Here is a 17,726-nt window from a genome sequence, read left to right as displayed (position 1 = left end):
CGAAGGTCATGCTTTTTCTATGATTAGATGGTCTTTTGTTGATCTGTATCGGGACGGGTGACTTGTTCGACAGAATGAATGTACCGTTTTCTCGCAAAATAATCGTAAGCATGCTGCCCAAAGCCAAGCCAAATGCTGAGTACAATGAATGGGACCGTTCCCCATAATGCAGGGATGTGACAAGCCATTCTCAGCCACGTATAAATCCCTGAGTTTTTTTGATTTTTCGCTAAGGAAATAGACACGATTCGTTTCTCTGCCTTCTCTTCACTAATTTTGTTCAGTCTCAGCAGCTGTGAGTGTCTAAATGATTCAAAGTGAATTCGATTTTTCCAATCGAGTGATTTCAACAGGTCAATCGCTTTTGCACATGAAGGACTTTGTCCGTCATAAAACACAAGCAGTCTGAGTGATTTGATGGAACGCTGTTCTCTTTTCTTTGATTCAGCGAGCTTCTTTTTTTCTTGATCGAGATAGATGATTTTTTTCATAAATTGATCGCCAGCCCTTTTCCTTCATTTATTTTTTTTAGTTCGTTCAAAGGAGATTACAACTAGATTACTATAGTTGCTGGGCCTCTTGTATTGGGAAAAAGCCATCCGACGTGCGTTATATGAGCCTTTAGATAAGGGCAAAATAGCTGATTTCATGGCATATATGAGGTTTTTCAACTAAAAGTGGTTGGGAAAATCGTGATGCTTTGCGGTTTTCTGCGGTATTTGATAGAATTCTGCGGTTTTTCTACATCTTTATGCGGTGTTTTGTAGGTAAAACGCAAAAACAAGATAAAAAAAGACTACTTCCCATTGCGGCGAAGTAGTCTTTTGGTTTATATTTTTGCCAAAACTTCTACTATTTCTTTCTCAATATCTTTCCATAAGTAACGATCTGTCGTATAGTGATGTGCGGCTTCTTTCGCAAACACTTTAAATGCTTCCTCAAAATCGGGTGCATCTTTATCCGGCTTTTTCTCGTCGACAAAGCGCTGAGCTTCTGCTGAGCGAGGTCCCCATTTCCCCACTTCTTTCCCGTCCTGATCAATGATGACGATAATCGGAATCGATCTTGCGGTCCCGTTCGTTAAATACTGATCCATCAGGTCTAGGTGCTCGTCCCGAATGAAATAGCGCGCATCAATCAGTGCTTCATTTGCAATACGCATGAAAATAGGTACATTAACCATCGCATCACCGCACCAATCTGCCGTGATCACAAGCGCTCTGAGCTTTTTCTTTTGAAGTTTTTGAAGCAGCTCTTTTTCCTTTTGATGAATTGCGTACTGGTTGTACACCGTGAGTAAGTTTTCACGGTTTTTCTCCATGTTGTGTACATATGTACGTTCAGCTAATCCCTTTGTAAACCATTCATTTAGTGTCATGTGAACATCCCCCTTACCCTTCAACTTTACCACTTTTGCTATTCTTTTGTCTAAAAAAACCTTCACCTAGTGAAAGGTAAAGGTTCTTTGGACTTATGGACGCCGTTTTCGATTTGGGTCCATTCCTATCAGCTTAGTGACGAGCACCATTGTGACAGGCAGTGATGTATTCTTTTTATACGCTAAATATTTTCCGCGCCATTCTGGTTTATATTTCTGTTTAAACGACCGTAAGCCGCTGAAACTATACATATATCTGACGTTATTGAAGATGACACTCGCCAAACGTTCTGTCAGAAAGGACTGGTGGAACGTGCCTACATTCGATAATGGCGCCATTCCCATGTTAAAGGATGTGTAGCCTTTTTCTTTCGCCCATTGAAACAGGTGGATAAAGAGTGCATCCATCATCCCGTTCGGTGCATCATGCATATGACGCATGAGGTCGATGGATATCTCTCCTTTTTGATACATCGGCATTAAGGACACAAAAGATATGATCTTCCCTTGTTCATCCTTTAAAATCGCAATCGGTGCTTTTTGAATGTAGTCTTCATTGAAATAGCCTAATGAAAATCCTTTTTCTTTTTTCTTGCCCAGCCAGCTGTCAGAGATTTGTTTTAAGGTTGAAATCAATTCCTCAGAAAAGGGCGGCTCCAGCATTTCAAACGTATAGCCTTCTCGTTCAAATTTATTTGCGACAGCCCGTAAGTTTGATTTTTTCTTTCCTGACAAAGAAAACGTTTCTAAATCGACCATGGCTTCTTCCCCAAGCTTAAAGAAGTGAAAACCTAGGTCATGATAAAGCGCCATTCCTTCACGTTCTACTTGATAAAAAGCGACACGATAGCCTGCTTTTTCTGTCTGCTCCAAAAATTCTTCCAGTACAAGCGGATAAGAGGCTTTACGCCCAGAAGGATCTCCAAGCACAATAACGCAACGGCCAATCCGGCCAAACTGAAGCATCGCCTCTCCATCACTTGAGAAAAACAATTTTTTGTCTCCCAAAAAACCTAGATGACTAAGAGCATTTCCTCCCTTTTCTTCGAGAAAAGTTTTTAATTTTTCTTCATCGGCTTCTTCGCCGATTGGAACTGCTTTTTTATTAAAAATCAATTTGCTAATGAAAAAGAAAAGAGGAACACCAATTAAAGCAATCATACTGGTCATCGTGATATGCCGTTCATTATGAACCAAATAGTCCTTGCTTAGGAAATGACCAATTTTCATCCAAATGAAGTTCCCAATGACATTATAGTTAAACAACACGAGTAAATATCCGGCGGCGGCCGCCACAAACTGATTCAAAGAATAAGGGGCCTGCTGCTTCACAAATTGATTTCGAAGCGAGAAAAATACCACCATGATGACCGGCAATATAAAGATCAAACTCAGGTTAAACCCTTTTAGTAAAGTAAACACAAAGCCGCCTGCTAGGGCAATCATTGTCAATAGATAAGACCGCTTCGTTCTTTTATACACTTCAATGGACAAAATCATTAAAATGATCCCGAACATTAAAGAAAGACCATTAAATCCTGATAACAAAAAGCGTGGAATGGTTGTGATCACACCTAAACGATCAACAGGAAGCACAACTGAAGCCATAATGAGCAAACCGCTTCCAAACGTTAAAATGGACAAAGATCCGTACAATAAACGGATGAGCAGAGCTCGGTGCAACACAATTAAGACGTTTGTTGTTTCAATAGCAGGCGCCATTCTCGGATTGCCTTCAAGACGCCTGAGTGTTGTTCCAGTTAAATCGTATGCCGCTAGACAAAGTCCAAGAATAAACGGGAAAATGGAGTAAACGAAGCGGTACAATACAAGCGCTGTCAGCACCATCTCTTTATCAAACCCAATGTATTGCATACTGAGTAAAAAGATCAGATCAAACGAACCAAATCCGCCCGGAACCATACTAATTAAACCGCCGATTGACGCAATCGCAAAGACACCTAATACAATACGGACATCAACGTTCATCCCCATAGAGACAACAGCCATGTACATGACAAGACCAGCTGCCAGCCACTCTAAAAACGATGCACCAATGTAAGCATAGATCGGGTGCTTTAGTCCGTTTTCACCGCTCTCAATCGAGCTTTTTCGAATGGACGCCATGATGATGTAAATGGGCACAATACAAGCAAAAATAATGACAAATGCCCATAACCACGGCTCCTGACTAATAATACTTTCAACTGGCAAGACCCTAACTAAAATCAAATCACTGAAAATAGATAAGCCCAGCAGAACAGAGGATGTTAAAAGGGCAATGCCTTTCAGCAGTTTTTTCGTATCTGTTATGTATTCCTTGTATAGAAGCGTTCTAAGCCCTGCTCCTGATAAACCACCGAATCCAAGCACACTATTAAAGGAGTTGGCGATCCAAGAAATACGGATCGTTTTCCAGCCGCTGATGGGCATATTAAGGCTTTTTCTTAAAATAAAATCATATAAGGACATGGATAAAACAGCGACAAGTCCAAGAAAGACAAGAATAAACAAGTCCATTCGATTCAAGCTGTCAATAATATAAAACGTCTTTTTAATGGAAAGGCCGCTCAGCTCCTGCTTGGCGACAAAAATTAAGACAAGGATGATCACGATCGGAAAGAGCATTTTTAAGATCGTCATACCCGTTTTTTTGTTCCACATGTTTTTCCCAACTTTCTAAGTTGCTTCATTAATTTCAACTGACCATTATTATACAACAAATACCACTTAATTCATGCAGTTTAACATTCAAAAGCTTCATGATACTTTCAATTAGAAGTAAAAATCAGTAATATAAAGAAAAGAGCCGCTTAAAGGAAGTGAACAAGCGTGGAATATAATATTCATGACACCACCGTACTAAAAGAGGAAATCCTATCTCCTGAGGAAAAAAAGACATGGGTGCTGTATATGAAAGTGCTCACTGCTGCAGGACTTGGAGATGTTTCTGAATGGATGAAGCTGGATATGAGTATGCCTCAAATGAAGGTGCTCATGCTGCTCAATAACCATGGCTCTCTTAAGGTGTCCGAAATTGCTGAAAAAATGGGGGCTTCTTTGTCCAATATGACAGGGCTGCTTGATCGGTTAGAACAATCGAACTTTGTGGAACGAAAGCATTCTGAGCGTGATCGTCGAATCATTGTCGTAGAATTGACAGAGGAAGCGAAAAATATTTTCAGAAGTATTTATCAAAAAGGGCATGAAAAAATTAAAAATTCCCTGCAACGGCTCAATGATGAAGAAAAAGAAAAAGTCAATGAAGGTCTAGCTATTTTAGAAAAAGCACTTCGTCCTGAACGTGGCTAAAAAAGAAAAAAAGACGGTCACTTGAGGTCCGTCTTTTTTAATTCTTCTTTTCCTTGTTTATCTGGGGTGAAAAGATATTGACGAATGACTTCCCGGTCATCCCACAAGAGATAACCTAAACCGATAATGAGAAAAATGATGCTGATCCACGTACCGCCTGGGAGTATATCTTCCAGTTCCTCAATCGTTCTTTCTCCGCCTACATTTCCACCATAACGAATCTCAAACAAAACGAATTTTGCTATATAAAACAATGCCGCCGTGCAGATAAACATAGCGCCGACAATTCTTCTACTAGACATGTGTTAACTCCTTTACTTCCACTGATTTCTTTTGATTAATTCCGTGATATGGGCAAGATGATGCTGTGAATGCCAGACGTACATTCCTGTTGCATCATATAAGGACACCGTTTGTTGATCGGCTGGATGGTAATATGCAGCGTTGAAATCTTCCTCTGTCATCTCGCGAAGTAATGTGACCCACCTGCGATGCAGACTGCTGATTAACGGCAGTGATAGACTGATAGGCGCCTTGCTGTCAGGAAGTGAAGCAAATGCTTCTTGATCATATGGACGTATGTGCGGTGTTTCTTCTGTCAGCGCAAGTTTAAATCGCAAGTAGGCGTTCAGATGGCTGTCCGCTACGTGGTGAATGAGCTGACGAACGGTCCATCCTTCTGGCCGATATGGGGTATCCAGCTGATCATTTGTCAATGGGACAACTGCCTCTTCATACTTTTGAGGAATGAGTGCCAGCTCATCAATCCATGCCTCCAGCTGCTTTTTCGTTTGTTGGTCCACCGGTTCATATAAGCCAATCGGATATTGTAATGATGTCATCTGCTGCCCCTCCTTAAAATCCTTCTAGAACAAATTTACCTATCATCTTCCCTTGCTCAAGTGTTTGATGTGCCTGCTTCAAATTGGCGGCATTGATGGGGCTGAGCACCTTTGTTAATGTATGTTTTAACTTCTTCTCTTCAAATAATGTACTCGCTTCTTTTAAAAGCTCATGCTGCTTCATCATATCCGAGGTTTTGTACATCGGCCGTGTGAACATGAATTCCCATACAAATGCAGCACTTTTATTTTTGAGTAATTGAATGTCTAAATGGTGCTGATTTTCAACAATGGTACAGATCGTCCCTTGAGGTTTAATCGCTTCTGCCATCCCTTTGAAATGGCCATCTGTATCATTTAAGCATAAAATGTAATCCACTTCGCCAATCCCTTTTTCCTGAAGCTGCGCTAAGAGCGGCTGGTGATGGTCAATGATATGATCAGCCCCTAATGAGAGACACCATTCATTTGTTTCAGGTCTTGATGCAGTGGCGATCACAGTCGCCTTTGCTAATTTGGCGAGTTGAATGGCGATAGAGCCCACTCCGCCTGCTCCACCGATGATCAGCAAGGTCGAACCTTCTGCATTCCGCTTCATATGCATTCGGTCGAATAGCGCTTCATATGCCGTAATTGTTGTAAGAGGCATGGCAGCTGCTTCGGCAAAAGAGAGATTTGCAGGCTTTTTCGCCACAATTCTCTCATCCACAAGCTGGTATTCACTATTTGAGCCTTGTCGCGTGATATCTCCTGCGTAATAGACATGGTCACCCGGCTGAAACAACGTACACGCTTCGCCCACTTCCACCACCGTACCGCTTGCATCGTAGCCAAGAATTTTCAATTCATCTTCTTTCTGATTCTTCGGTGACCTCACCTTTGTATCCACTGGATTCACCGACACAGCCTCTACTTTCACCAAAATATCCCTGCCAGCTGCTTTGGGCTTTGCCACCTCCTGATCGATCAAGCTTTGTTCATGCTCAATTGGCAAATACTCAAATAATCCAACTGCTTTCACTCGCTCGCACTCCCTTTCTCCATGCTTCTTTTCCACATTTTATCATACATTTCTGATGCTGATGGATCAGTCAGCAAGCGATTGCACATTTAGGATTTCTTCAAAGCCCTTCGTTCCCTCACGATGTAAGAAGGACGAGCCTTTTGTAAAGAGAGGACATAGGTGAACCAGCCGCTCGATTTAAAAAAGTACTGAACATAATAAAACTGAATGTGCTGTAAGAAAACGACGATGAACAGAAAAATTGTGAATAATAGCGTCACAATGTCTCCCTGCATCCATCCACTGATCAATACCATCACAAAACCGAGCATCATAAGCTGTTCGAGCCTCTGCATGATCTGGACAACGAGGTGTCCCCGTTTGGTTAGGTCACCTGATTGACGCTTTCGAATGTTTCTTGATTTATAAAACCATACGATACTTGTCACTAGATGATGAATGATAAAAAGAGCGATCATGACCATAAGTAAAGGAGTTGATTTAAAAAGGTCTTTTATAATGAATGGGATCACCAAAAAATAAAATGCGGTAAATGCGTGTCTACCTGATAAGAGAAATAGTTGTTTTTCTATGTATCGCTGCATGTGTCTCACCTCTATATGTAGTACGTCTCATTTGTCATAAGGTTCCTTCTGACTATCAAAAAAGGATGCCCTGAAAAAGGCATCCTTCATGAATCAAGCTTAAAATGCAGCACTCAGTACGACAGGGCCTTGCGGAAGCTTGTTATCCTTTTTTGGTTCAAGGGTGACAGCCACAGTATCCCATGATTCGTTTGCTTCTTTTTCAGATAATGCATAGGTGACGGTGCCCTCCCCTTTGCTATCTGTTTTAAAGGCACCGGCCGGAACAGGCTGATCTCCTTTAATGAGCCATACTTGATAAACAGCCGATGAATCAAGCTGGCCTTTTAATCCGCCCGCACTCACTACAAGCTCTTTTTTGCCGTGATGCTCAATCACTGAAAAAGCACCCGTTGTTTTTGCCGATTCGGCAGATGCCAGTGATTTTGTCGCAACAACTTTGACAGGTTGTTCTGCTTGATCTGTTCCATTTGTTAAGAAATACACGTTCCCAGCTGCAGAAATGAGAAGTAGTGCGGCAACGAGAGGCAAAAGCCATTGATTTTTCTTCTTCATTGGCGGTTTCGTCTCATGTGCATCACGAACTATTTTGAGATCTTGAGGCGGGTTCGATTTTGCAGCGATTGTTGTCTCTCGTATCTCTTCTTCAAATACTCTTGATAAAATGCGGTCTTTCATCCCTGCCGGAGGCGTTTCGTCCTCTGCTAGAAACGGAATATCAGACATGAGCGATGTCAGTTCTTCAAGCTCTTCTTTGCAAGCCGAGCAATGTTTGATGTGTTCTTCAAACTGCGTCTTTTCTTCTCCTTGTAAATGCCCGTTAAAGTAATCAATGACTTGATGTTTACACTGAGTCATGCCTCTTCCTCCTTTCCTCCGCGAGACAGTTTCGTTCGTAAATGCTTCAATGACAATCGAACTCTTCCCTTCACCGTTCCAATAGGGATGCCTAGTTTTTCCGCAATGCTCTTTTGTGTCATTCCTTTAAAATAGACATCTTCGATGATGGTTTGCTGTTCTTTCGACAATGTTGATACTGCTTCACGTATGATTTGTTTTTCTTCGTTCCATTCTACTGCTTTTGACACATCTTCTTGATGGTCTGCCAAGTATTCAATATGCTCATCTTCAAGAGCTGTTTCATTTCGGTGTTTCCTTAATAGATCGATTGCCGTGTTTCGTGACATCATAAATAACCATGAGGAAAATTTTCCTTTATCTGTATTGTATTCTCCTATGCCGCGCCAAAGCTTGATAAAGACTTCTTGAAGCACTTCCTCCGCCAGCTCACGGTTTCCAGTCATTTTATAAATAAACGAATATAACACACGTTCATAGCGATCGTACAATAATTCAAGCGAGGGCTTATGTCGATCATGTTTGATCTTGTGATACAGCTCAAAATCCTTCAGTGTGTCCATGGTCATCTCCTTCCTTTTTCATGAGAAAGAGCATTATGCATTCATCATGAAATCTTCACGTATGGCTCATCTCTCAAATTGCTGAGATAAGCCTCCTTTGTACTTTACTCTTTTTTCAAGGAGAAAAAAAGAGCGCTGAAAAAGGAAATGTGTTCCTCATGAGAATGTACTTACTAAACGGATGGATTGACCATTTGGATCACTCGCCTCAAGGAAAGTCAAGAATCCATGTGTTTCATTCACTGTTCAGTTGATTTTAGCAAACTCTCATTAGTCTCTCAATTTACATCAGGTAGAACGCATCCTTTCATCATGTCATAATAGAACGAAACAGGAGAACTGGAGTGTCCGAAAATGATTGTAACGATTGTTCTTTTTTTATTAGCTGGTCTGGCTGAAATAGGTGGCGGTTATCTTGTCTGGCTGTGGCTGCGTGAAGCAAAACCCGTCAGCTATGGAATCGCAGGTAGCCTCATCTTGGTCGCTTACGGCGTCATCCCTACATTCCAGCAGTTCCCGACCTTTGGGCGGGTTTATGCGGCCTATGGCGGTGTTTTTGTCGTTCTCGCTGTGTTTTGGGGCTGGTGGGTCGATCGCAAAACCCCTGATTTCTATGACTGGATGGGTGCTTTGATCTGTTTAGCTGGTGTCAGTGTGATGTTATTTGCCCCCCGCAGTTAATGGTCGGATGATGATCACACGCTAAAAAGCCGGCAATATGCCGGCTTCAGATTGTTGACAAAGGGCTAAAATGAACTTTATTTTAGCCCTTTGTCTTCTTTTCAGCGTGATAGAAAACCTTTGCAGCCCTAGGAAGGACGAGCATCGGAGCGGAGCGAATTTGACATTCGTGAGCACCGAAGCGCAGGACTGACACCGAATGCGAGGGTTTGTCTACACGCCGAGCCGGCAATATGCCGGCTTTTCCTCTTTTACATTCTAAACTGTGTTTCATACAAACGCCGGTACATGCCGTCCATTTCCAGCAGGTCTTCATGCCTGCCCTGCTCCTTGATGCCCTCTTTTGTTAAAACCACAATCCGATCAGCATGCTGGATGGTCGCTAGGCGATGCGCAATAATAAACGTGGTTCGTCCTTCAGATAGTTCTTCAAGTGAGCCCTGAATAAAGGATTCTGTCTCCGTATCCAGAGAAGATGTGGCTTCATCTAAAATAAAAATTGGCGGATTTTTAAGGAAAATACGTGCAATGGAGATACGCTGTTTTTGTCCGCCAGATAACATCATTCCGCGTTCACCGATGATCGTATCAAGCCCATTTGGCAAGCTATTTACAAGATCCTTCAGTTGGGCTTTCTCCACTGCCTGCCACACTTCTTCATCAGATGCATCGAGTTTTCCGTATAAAATGTTTTCTCGAATGGTCCCATGGAATAAATAAATATCTTGCTGGACGACACCAATTTGTCTCCGCAGCGAAGGCAGTGTCATCTTTCTTGTCTCTATGCCATCAATTGTAATGGTACCCTCGTGCCATTCGTAAAAACGTGGCAGCAAACTGCAAAGCGTCGATTTACCAGCACCAGAGGGACCTACGACCGCAATGGTCTCTCCTTGTTTCACCTCAAGATTGATGTCATGAAGAACCGGTTTGTCTGATTCATATTGAAAAGACACATGCTCAAAAACGATATCCCCATTTAACTGATCAACTTCAATGGCATCATCCGCATCCTTTTCATCTGGTGATTGATCGATGAGTGATACAAATCGTTTAAAGCCCGCTGCACCTTTTGGATACATTTCAATGACTGCATTGATTTGTTGAATGGGTCCTAAGAAGATGCCTGTTAATAGTACAAATGACACAAATTCCCCATACGTCATATTTTTTTGCAGCACAAACCATGCGCCGCATACAAGGCCAAACACTGTCACACTCTTAATAAGAAAATGACTGACAGCGGTATGCACAGCCATCATTTGATATGTGGTTAGCTTTGTCTTTCTAAATTGCTCGTTATGTTCAATAAATCGGTCCATTTCATGTGATTCATTTCCGAATGCTTTCACAACCCGTATGCCACTAATATTGTTTTCCACACGTGAATGGAATTGACCAATACTCGAGAACATTTTATCAAAAGCAGCAGACATTTTTTTCGTAAAGTAGACGGATAATCCGATCAAGAATGGAACGACAATAAATGTGAGAACTGCCAGCTGCCAATTAATCGACAGCATCAAGCCAAAGGCACCCGTGAGTGTCATGATCGCGATAAATAAATCCTCCGGCCCATGATGCGCAATTTCACCAATATCCATTAAATCATTTGTCATACGAGACACGAGTTTTCCCGTTTTCTTTTTGTCAAAGAAGCGAAAGGACATTCTTTGTACATGAGAAAATAGCTGATTCCTCATATCCGTTTCTATATTAATGCCTAATTTGTGCCCAAAATAGGTCACGACATAATGCATCGTAGAACTGATCACGTATAAAACGAGGAGCAGAATGCCCCAAAACCAAATGGCATCCCAATCACCATTTGGCAGCAAATCGTCCATCACTTTACTGATGGCAAGGGGAAAGGATAATTCGAGTAAGGCTGCCAGTACCGCACAGGAAAAATCTAATATAAACAGCCCCATATATGGTTTGTAGTATGAGAAGAAACGCTTTAGCAATTGACAGACCTCCTACCGATCAGACATTTCTGTCAATATGTCAGCAAACTCTTCCGCTTGATTGGCTACTGCAATCGGATCGTAAGGCCAGAAGAACTCTGTATCCATTTGATAGGTCTGCTCTTTTTTGACAGATTCTAGACTCTTCCAAATAGAATTGTTTTTATCAAATGTTCCGCCGTTGCTTTCATCAATGAAAATGTAATCTCCTGCATATTCAGGAAGGGTTTCATACGAAATGACTTCATACCCTGTCTTACTTTTTAAAATTGTATCTCTGACCTGTTTTGGTGGGTTTACCTGTAATTGCTGATATAATGCCTGCCCGCCTCGATAAATTCCGTTACCATATACATAGACATCATTTTTAAAAGCGCCCATGATCGAGACCGTTTCATTCTCTTTTAAAGCAGACTTCACTTTTTTCCTAGCAGCCTCGATTCGTTGATCGAAGGCGGTGAGGAATGCTTTTCCTTCCTCTTCTTTATTTAAAATTTTTGCCAGCGTCGTCAATTCTTCATGTGCATCTTTGAAAGAACCGTAAGGATACACGATGGTAGGCGCTATTTTTTTGTACACATCATAGACTTTTTCATCCTGTACTGCTGTGATAATCAGATCAGGCTTTAAGCTAAGTGCTTTTTCAGCTGAACGCTCGTCACTGATGTCCTCTATTCCTTTTATCTTGTCCTTTAAGTGTACGTTCTTTAAATCCTGCGTGGTCGATCCCACAGGCTGAACGTCAAGTGCAATCACACTCCCTAAATATCCATCTACGAGAATTCGTTTAGGTTCAGCTGGAATCTCTATCTTTCCTTTCACTGTTTCAACCGTTTTCGTTTCTTGCTTTGATTCTGCTGTTTTGGCTTGTTCTTTATTGCCACAAGCCGTCAATATCATTAGAAGAATGACAGCACATATCCAATACGTCTTTTTCATCTCCATATTCCTCCTTCATTTTCACCACTACAAATGAGAATAGTTATCAATTACTAGTCTCATGTATTCTATCAACCTCACCTGTCGTGGTCTATGGAGGATTCTCGCAACTTATATATGGACAATTGTTGGATAGGCTGGCTGTGTCAATTGAGAGACAAACCGGTCCATCAAAAGAAGTGCACGCTCCCCTTCATCAAATCGAAACTCCTCCAGTTTTACTGGATAAAAGGTACCATTTTTTACAGCCGATAATTGACGAAGAACATCACTTTCTTCCATTCGCTTGTCCATTTGCTTATACCACCCATATTGGTCAGAGACAATAAAAAACATATGATCCGCCTCGTATTCTCCAAGTCTCTCTAAAGGAATGACTGTATGTTGATTAGGAAGAAGAACTTCTTCTAAAATGGCTTTTGGAGGTTTTAAGCCAAGCGTTTCGTAAAGATAGAAGGCCCCTCTTGCCTCATAGGACCACATATACACTTTGTCATGTCCTCTCATTTCATAGATTGCAACGGTCTCGCCTTTTTCTCTAAAGGAAGACAGGGTGTTTCTTGCCTGTTGACTATGCTGTTCAAATCGCTTCACCCAATCGTTTGCCTCATTTTCTCTTCCTAAAAGGCGTCCTATAGACAGTACCTCTGGTACAGCATGATGACCGACGTATGGCAGAACAAGAACTGGTGCGATTTGCTCCAACCGCTTGATCAATGCAGGTTTTGAATAATAATAGTTAGGGACGATGATGACATCTAATTGAAGTGATTTAAAGACGTCATCAGGCGTATGTTCATTTATGACGAGCGAACCGGCCAGTTGTTCTTTCAGTATATCTGAATGGAGATAGGTTTCTTCGTCAATACAAACAGGCTCAATGCCTATTGCAACCAATGACCCGACAAATTGAAAAGCAGCAATACGCTCTGGTCTTCGGTTCATTCGAAACTGACTGGGCGTTCTTCCTGTTTTTTGACGGAACTTCCTGCTGAAATATAAACTGTCTGCATACCCGACTTGCCGTGCTATGATTTGAATTTGATCGTCTGTTTGCAGAAGACGTTTTTTGGCTTCGTCTATTCGAATTTGTGCAATGTATTCTGTCACACTCATCCCCATACTTTGTTTGAAAAAGGTAGAAAAGTAACTCTCATGAAACCCCATCTTATGAGCTAAGTCTTTTCTTGTTAGTTTTTGATCATAATGCTCAGCCATATACTGCAAGATCATGTTAATCGAATAATGCACTTTTTCGTTGTATGGCTTGGATTGTTTGCGGAAAATGAACATGATTTCTTCCAGCCATTTTGCCTGTTCTTGTATGATTTGGCTCGTCTGTATTTGTTTGATGTAAGAAAAAAGAACGGCAGAGCCTTTCACCACTTCCCCGTTATCAGGGAGATTATCGTGATTCACCTTATAGACCAATTCATTTTGTGCATCTTGTGCCAGAGTGAATTGGTCAAATGTGACAGTATAGATCACCACTTGCTCGCTCGATAAAGATTGAACCATGACATCTATTCCTGAGCGGATCAACACACTGTCTTTGGCGTTTAGCTCATATCGAATTCCTTCCATGTCAAGTCTCACCGCACCGTCCGTAGTCAAGAACATCAGTGAAGATGTTTGCCATGAGTCCGTTTGTTTCACAGAAAGAGATCGTTTACTGCTTTCTTTCATGCGAAGAATTGTATGAGTATAGGCGGTCATTTTCTCTTTCTCCTTCCATATAAAAAAGTGCTAAAATAAACCATTTTAGCACTTCAATGTCTGACTGAATGGTGATTATCGCGCTCCAGCCGTTTGTAATTCTTTGTTTTTCTCTTTAAAGCGTTCATTATGTGAAGACACGTACGCTACTTTTTCTGCTTCTGGTTCGATGTATAGCTTTGCGCTATTGAGTGCATTGACTCCATCAACAAACGTACCGGCAATTAAACGCACTTTACTTTTATGTGTGCATAAGTCGCCAACTGCATAGACACCAGGTAAATTGGTTTCCATCTTTTCATTGACCTCGATGAGTCCCCACTCACCTTGCTTGAGTCCCCATTCTGATAGAACACTTAAATCACCTTTCATGCCATGGTTGACGATGACAGCATCGGTTTCGATTCGTTCGATGTCGCCTGTTTCTAAGTGCTGAATGGTGACGGCTTCAATTTTGTCACCTTGACCATGAAGCTCTGTGAGTTCATGCGGTGTGAGAATGCGAGCACTAGATGCTTTCATGTTGGCGACGTTTTTTTCATGTCCACCAAACATATCACGACGATGCACAACGGTCACACTTTCTGCAATTGGAACGAGGGCATTTGCCCAATCAACAGCTGAATCTCCGCCTCCAGAGATGACCAACCGCTTCCCTGCAAACGTCTTTAGCTCCTGCACGGTGTAATAAAGGTTTGTTACCTCATAACGGTCTGCATGCTCGATTTCAAGTTTTCGCTGAACTGGTATTCCGTGACCCATGGCTAAGATGAGGGTCTTTGTCAAATGACGATCGCCATTTTCAGCCGTCAGCAGGATATGACCATTCTCATCCCGCTCGAATTGCGTGATTTTTTGATTCAACGCAATCTCTGGTTCAAATGTTTTCGCCTGCGTTTCTAGCTGCTGAATCAGCTGTTCACCTCTTGTTGGCGGCAAACCACCCACATCCCATATGACTTTTTCAGGATAGAGGAGGATTTTTCCGCCAAGGCTTTCGTTATACTCCAGTACCTTCGTCTTTAAATCCCGCATCCCACTATAAAAGGCGGTGTACATTCCTGCTGGACCGCCGCCAATAATGGTGACGTCAAACAATTCAAGCTGATCTGTCATTTGAGTCCCTCCGTTTTTTCATTGAATGATCTATTTATAAGTGATATTGATTCTCATTATCATATGTACCTATTGTAGTCTACTCTGGTGAAGGGAATCAATAGCTTTCTGCAAAAAAAGAACAGGACGAGCGCTTTCTCGTCCTGTCATCCATCACACAATCGTTAATCCAAGGTCCTTTAATTCCAGCGAAACAAGCCTTGCAATCGCATCTGCTCCTTCTTTTGTAAAGTGCGTGCGATCCTCTATGCCTGTTGACAGCATAAAGTAAGAAGTCGTTTTCTCTATGCCGGAAATTTGATAAAACTGAAGGCTTGCCGTATTTAAATCTACAAGAAGGACTTCTTCTTCATCAGCTAGTTCTTTCATCGCGGCACAGTAATCAGGGAAATCATTGATATATTCTCCGTCTTTTTCATGAAAGCGGCCGACTGGCGTTAATAAAAGCGGTGTAGCTCCTTTCGCTCTTGCTCCGTGAATATATTGAGACAAATAGCTTTTATACGTTGTGAAAGGATCTGTATGCCGTTCGGGCTTCTCCGTTGAAGCATCATTGTGCCCCATTTGTGTAAACAGCCAGTCCCCAGGCTGAATGTCAGCCAATATTTTATCAAGCCGTCCTTCTTCAATGAATGTTTTTGAGCTTCTTCCACCGATTGCGCGGTTGTCGACGCTCACCCCCTGTGCTGTGTAGCGATGTAAAAACTCTCCCCACCCTCCTTGAACAGGACGATCTGGGTAAGATGAAACGGTTGAATCACCAGCTAAATAGATGGTTGTCATGTTCATACGCCCCCTTTTTCATATAGCCACTCTAATAAGCGATGCGGACATCCAAGTGGCTGCTGAAAAGATATGAAACAATCAGCATCGCTACTTCATTCATTCTCTTTTTAATGATCAAAACCCTGCTTACCGGTAGATGTGAATACGTTAAATATGCGGCGGAAGTTCTACTTTTGTCTCAACGGCTTGCTTTAACGCCTGAAGCATATAGCCAATTCCTTTATATGGAGCCAGCGGATAAATCGCTGTCTGATGAGGAAGTAATAACGGATCGATCACCTTTCGATATTTCTTTCCACCTAGTATCACTAATTCATCATATGCAGTGAGATGTTTTTCATGAAATTGCTGACTTAGTGCTTCTCTTGTTATCTGATCAGTATGCGGTGTACCAAAAGCCACATCATAATTTTCATGAATAATATCATCTGCCTTTAAGAATCCATGCTTCGCTGAAATGATTAGGTAGTCTGAAAAGAACGTTCGGGCATAGCTTTTCGTACGCTGATGCAGCGGACTTAAATAAACGAGGTTCGCCGGCTGGCTCCCTGCCTCTGGATGGACGTCCCATATTTTCTTCGCCCCACATGGAATGATACAAACTCGCTTCACTTGATTTTCTCCTTCCTTCGTTGATACATCCGATACAACATACAACCTAGCGCTGTGCCAAGTGTATTTAAGAGAATATCATCAATATCGCTGCTTCTTGTAATCATACCAGATTGCGAGAATATCCATTGAAGCACTTCAATTATTGTTGACAAGAAAAAGCCAGCAAGAATCGCCTTTTGCCAGCGCAAGGTTCGGAATGCTTGATAAAGAAAAAAACCAAGTGGCACAAATAACAAAATGTTCCCTGCCAAATTTAAAAAAACAAGATTGGGATAGCCATGATGATAGGCATGGAGATTTTGATAAATGGACTGCAAAGGCATGAGGTTGACACTCACCTGATCCCTTGGTGCGGAAAAACGATTAGGAAAGACCGTCAAATATAATAAAACATTTGTATACATAAACAGACAGGCAAGAACGATTTCAGTTCGTAAATAGATAAATCGTTTTTGTTTTTTCGCCTGTCTGTATCTCATATGTAAATAGAGCGGGACGAGCAAGAGAAAATAAGTCATGGAAAACATCGCACTGAATGTCATACGGAGAGCTGCCCCTTTCTCACATAATGCTTGACCATATTTACAGCTTATTCAGGCCTGCCCGCATCTATTCATCACTTTTCTCCTATTCAATGACGAGAAACCCATATTGACAAATCGTCAGTTTTCCGTTAAACTGACTGACATTCAGTCATTTAAGGTCGGTGATGATGTGTCGAAACGAGATAAGATTATGCTTGCTGCCATTGACGCGTTTAAAGAAAAAGGAATCGAAAAGACGACCATTTCGGATATTGTGAAAGCAGCAGGAGTAGCGCAAGGAACGTTTTATTTATATTTTCCTTCAAAGCTTTCCGTCATGCCTGCCATCGCTGAACATCTGATTGCACAGATGGTACCTGCCATTGAAAAGGAACTCACTCAGCATGCAGATGTCCTCGATCAAGCAGATGCGCTTGTTGAATTCATTTTCGCTTTTACAAGGCAATACCGTGATGTCCTTGCCCTCACCTACTCAGGCTTAGCTGCCACCGAGCATTTAAAGGAATGGGAAGATATTTATGAGCCGATTTACAAATGGGTCGCTTCTTTTTTAGAAAAGGCAAAGCAGGACAAAAGAGTCCGTGCGAACTTGAATTGTCAATATGCTGCGAAATTCATTATCGGTTTACTTGAATCATCAGCTGAGCAAATGTACTTATTTACAGAAACAGATACAGAAGAGGTTCTGATTCAAAAGCGAGAGGTCAAGCAATTCCTTCTTTACGCACTCGGCATAGAGACACCTTAACTTAGTACAGCACTTGCTGTACGCTCTTTTTTGGCTTCAAAATGACGAATCG

19 protein-coding genes are annotated in these 17,726 nt (G+C 41.8%); 3 read left to right on the top strand and 16 right to left on the bottom strand.

The window, feature by feature from the left end; genetic code table 11:
• Positions 1–23 precede the first annotated feature (23 nt).
• From NSQ64_RS04760 to mprF, 3 genes are all read right to left on the bottom strand, one after another.
• Positions 24–491, bottom strand: coding sequence for a thiol-disulfide oxidoreductase DCC family protein (locus NSQ64_RS04760; protein WP_007496690.1), 468 nt, complete (start codon positions 489–491; stop codon positions 24–26).
• 338 nt (positions 492–829) lie between these two features.
• A complete protein-coding gene (locus NSQ64_RS04755; protein WP_008341670.1) occupies positions 830–1,378 on the bottom strand; it encodes a thioredoxin family protein in 549 nt (182 codons plus the stop codon).
• A 93-nt stretch (positions 1,379–1,471) separates the two neighbouring features.
• On the bottom strand, positions 1,472–4,042 hold the full coding sequence (gene mprF / locus NSQ64_RS04750; RefSeq protein WP_341015341.1) for a bifunctional lysylphosphatidylglycerol flippase/synthetase MprF: 2,571 nt from the start codon (positions 4,040–4,042) through the stop codon (positions 1,472–1,474).
• A 168-nt stretch (positions 4,043–4,210) separates the two neighbouring features.
• Between mprF and NSQ64_RS04745 the strand changes: the two genes are divergently transcribed.
• Positions 4,211–4,690: a MarR family transcriptional regulator gene (locus tag NSQ64_RS04745; RefSeq protein ID WP_008341672.1), complete on the top strand. Its 480-nt coding sequence runs from the start codon at positions 4,211–4,213 to the stop codon at positions 4,688–4,690.
• 17 nt (positions 4,691–4,707) lie between these two features.
• Here NSQ64_RS04745 and NSQ64_RS04740 read toward each other — a convergent pair whose 3' ends face one another.
• The 6 genes from NSQ64_RS04740 to NSQ64_RS04715 form a co-directional block, all read right to left on the bottom strand.
• On the bottom strand, positions 4,708–4,992 hold the full coding sequence (locus NSQ64_RS04740) for a hypothetical protein (protein WP_041506577.1): 285 nt from the start codon (positions 4,990–4,992) through the stop codon (positions 4,708–4,710).
• 12 nt (positions 4,993–5,004) lie between these two features.
• Positions 5,005–5,532, bottom strand: a complete 528-nt coding sequence (locus NSQ64_RS04735) for a YfiT family bacillithiol transferase (protein ID WP_341015338.1) — start codon at positions 5,530–5,532, stop codon at positions 5,005–5,007.
• 13 nt (positions 5,533–5,545) lie between these two features.
• Positions 5,546–6,553, bottom strand: coding sequence for a zinc-binding alcohol dehydrogenase family protein (locus tag NSQ64_RS04730; RefSeq protein ID WP_096881144.1), 1,008 nt, complete (start codon positions 6,551–6,553; stop codon positions 5,546–5,548).
• Positions 6,554–6,642: 89 nt separating this feature from the next.
• Positions 6,643–7,140, bottom strand: coding sequence for a hypothetical protein (locus NSQ64_RS04725; protein ID WP_024720278.1), 498 nt, complete (start codon positions 7,138–7,140; stop codon positions 6,643–6,645).
• Positions 7,141–7,239: 99 nt separating this feature from the next.
• Positions 7,240–7,998: an anti-sigma factor gene (locus NSQ64_RS04720; protein ID WP_341015334.1), complete on the bottom strand. Its 759-nt coding sequence runs from the start codon at positions 7,996–7,998 to the stop codon at positions 7,240–7,242.
• On the bottom strand, positions 7,995–8,561 hold the full coding sequence (locus NSQ64_RS04715; protein ID WP_341015332.1) for an RNA polymerase sigma factor: 567 nt from the start codon (positions 8,559–8,561) through the stop codon (positions 7,995–7,997). The genes NSQ64_RS04720 and NSQ64_RS04715 overlap by 4 nt, the downstream gene beginning before the upstream one ends.
• Before the next feature lie 354 nt (positions 8,562–8,915).
• On the opposite strand from NSQ64_RS04715, the gene NSQ64_RS04710 reads away from it, so the two are divergent.
• Positions 8,916–9,242 carry a YnfA family protein gene (locus NSQ64_RS04710; protein ID WP_017358827.1) on the top strand — a complete coding sequence of 109 codons (327 nt, stop codon included), beginning with the start codon at positions 8,916–8,918 and terminating at the stop codon, positions 9,240–9,242.
• 251 nt (positions 9,243–9,493) lie between these two features.
• On the opposite strand, the gene NSQ64_RS04705 is transcribed toward NSQ64_RS04710, so the two are convergent.
• From NSQ64_RS04705 to NSQ64_RS04675, 7 genes are all read right to left on the bottom strand, one after another.
• Complete coding sequence (locus NSQ64_RS04705) at positions 9,494–11,209, bottom strand: ABC transporter ATP-binding protein (protein WP_341015330.1); 1,716 nt, start codon at positions 11,207–11,209, stop codon at positions 9,494–9,496.
• A 12-nt stretch (positions 11,210–11,221) separates the two neighbouring features.
• Positions 11,222–12,148 (bottom strand): ABC transporter substrate-binding protein, encoded by a 927-nt coding sequence (locus NSQ64_RS04700; RefSeq protein WP_024720274.1) that lies wholly within the window; start codon positions 12,146–12,148, stop codon positions 11,222–11,224.
• 111 nt (positions 12,149–12,259) lie between these two features.
• Positions 12,260–13,864 (bottom strand): AraC family transcriptional regulator, encoded by a 1,605-nt coding sequence (locus tag NSQ64_RS04695; protein WP_341015327.1) that lies wholly within the window; start codon positions 13,862–13,864, stop codon positions 12,260–12,262.
• Between the two features lie 75 nt (positions 13,865–13,939).
• Complete coding sequence (locus NSQ64_RS04690) at positions 13,940–14,980, bottom strand: NAD(P)/FAD-dependent oxidoreductase (protein ID WP_341015325.1); 1,041 nt, start codon at positions 14,978–14,980, stop codon at positions 13,940–13,942.
• Positions 14,981–15,133: 153 nt separating this feature from the next.
• Positions 15,134–15,763 (bottom strand): rhamnogalacturonan acetylesterase, encoded by a 630-nt coding sequence (locus tag NSQ64_RS04685; protein WP_039167979.1) that lies wholly within the window; start codon positions 15,761–15,763, stop codon positions 15,134–15,136.
• A 150-nt stretch (positions 15,764–15,913) separates the two neighbouring features.
• On the bottom strand, positions 15,914–16,378 hold the full coding sequence (locus NSQ64_RS04680; protein WP_025206957.1) for a DUF6884 domain-containing protein: 465 nt from the start codon (positions 16,376–16,378) through the stop codon (positions 15,914–15,916).
• Entirely contained in the window at positions 16,375–16,923 is a 549-nt protein-coding gene (locus tag NSQ64_RS04675) for a VanZ family protein (RefSeq protein WP_045034495.1), read from the bottom strand. Before NSQ64_RS04675 ends, NSQ64_RS04680 begins: the two co-directional genes overlap by 4 nt.
• Before the next feature lie 193 nt (positions 16,924–17,116).
• Between NSQ64_RS04675 and NSQ64_RS04670 the strand changes: the two genes are divergently transcribed.
• Positions 17,117–17,674: a TetR family transcriptional regulator gene (locus NSQ64_RS04670; protein ID WP_046344945.1), complete on the top strand. Its 558-nt coding sequence runs from the start codon at positions 17,117–17,119 to the stop codon at positions 17,672–17,674.
• Positions 17,675–17,726 lie beyond the last annotated feature (52 nt).

This window comes from Bacillus sp. FSL W8-0183 (assembly GCF_038006825.1).
Lineage (GTDB): Bacteria > Bacillota > Bacilli > Bacillales > Bacillaceae > Bacillus > Bacillus altitudinis.
The sequence above is the reverse complement of the archived record's forward strand: the minus strand, read 5'-3'. Positions and strand labels throughout refer to the sequence as shown.

What these genes read in the sequence shown, in the direction of transcription:
- NSQ64_RS04685 (WP_039167979.1), bottom strand. Translation starts at nt 15,763, where the DNA reads ATGACAACCATCTATTTAGCTGGTGATTCAACCGTTTCATCTTACCCA.
- NSQ64_RS04710 (WP_017358827.1), top strand. Translation starts at nt 8,916, where the DNA reads ATGATTGTAACGATTGTTCTTTTTTTATTAGCTGGTCTGGCTGAAATA.
- NSQ64_RS04700 (WP_024720274.1), bottom strand. Translation starts at nt 12,148, where the DNA reads ATGAAAAAGACGTATTGGATATGTGCTGTCATTCTTCTAATGATATTG.
- NSQ64_RS04670 (WP_046344945.1), top strand. Translation starts at nt 17,117, where the DNA reads ATGCTTGCTGCCATTGACGCGTTTAAAGAAAAAGGAATCGAAAAGACG.
- NSQ64_RS04720 (WP_341015334.1), bottom strand. Translation starts at nt 7,998, where the DNA reads ATGACTCAGTGTAAACATCAAGTCATTGATTACTTTAACGGGCATTTA.
- NSQ64_RS04755 (WP_008341670.1), bottom strand. Translation starts at nt 1,378, where the DNA reads ATGACACTAAATGAATGGTTTACAAAGGGATTAGCTGAACGTACATAT.
- NSQ64_RS04740 (WP_041506577.1), bottom strand. Translation starts at nt 4,992, where the DNA reads ATGTCTAGTAGAAGAATTGTCGGCGCTATGTTTATCTGCACGGCGGCA.
- NSQ64_RS04725 (WP_024720278.1), bottom strand. Translation starts at nt 7,140, where the DNA reads ATGCAGCGATACATAGAAAAACAACTATTTCTCTTATCAGGTAGACAC.
- NSQ64_RS04690 (WP_341015325.1), bottom strand. Translation starts at nt 14,980, where the DNA reads ATGACAGATCAGCTTGAATTGTTTGACGTCACCATTATTGGCGGCGGT.
- NSQ64_RS04760 (WP_007496690.1), bottom strand. Translation starts at nt 491, where the DNA reads ATGAAAAAAATCATCTATCTCGATCAAGAAAAAAAGAAGCTCGCTGAA.
- NSQ64_RS04715 (WP_341015332.1), bottom strand. Translation starts at nt 8,561, where the DNA reads ATGGACACACTGAAGGATTTTGAGCTGTATCACAAGATCAAACATGAT.
- NSQ64_RS04675 (WP_045034495.1), bottom strand. Translation starts at nt 16,923, where the DNA reads ATGACATTCAGTGCGATGTTTTCCATGACTTATTTTCTCTTGCTCGTC.
- NSQ64_RS04695 (WP_341015327.1), bottom strand. Translation starts at nt 13,864, where the DNA reads ATGACCGCCTATACTCATACAATTCTTCGCATGAAAGAAAGCAGTAAA.
- NSQ64_RS04735 (WP_341015338.1), bottom strand. Translation starts at nt 5,532, where the DNA reads ATGACATCATTACAATATCCGATTGGCTTATATGAACCGGTGGACCAA.
- mprF (WP_341015341.1), bottom strand. Translation starts at nt 4,042, where the DNA reads ATGTGGAACAAAAAAACGGGTATGACGATCTTAAAAATGCTCTTTCCG.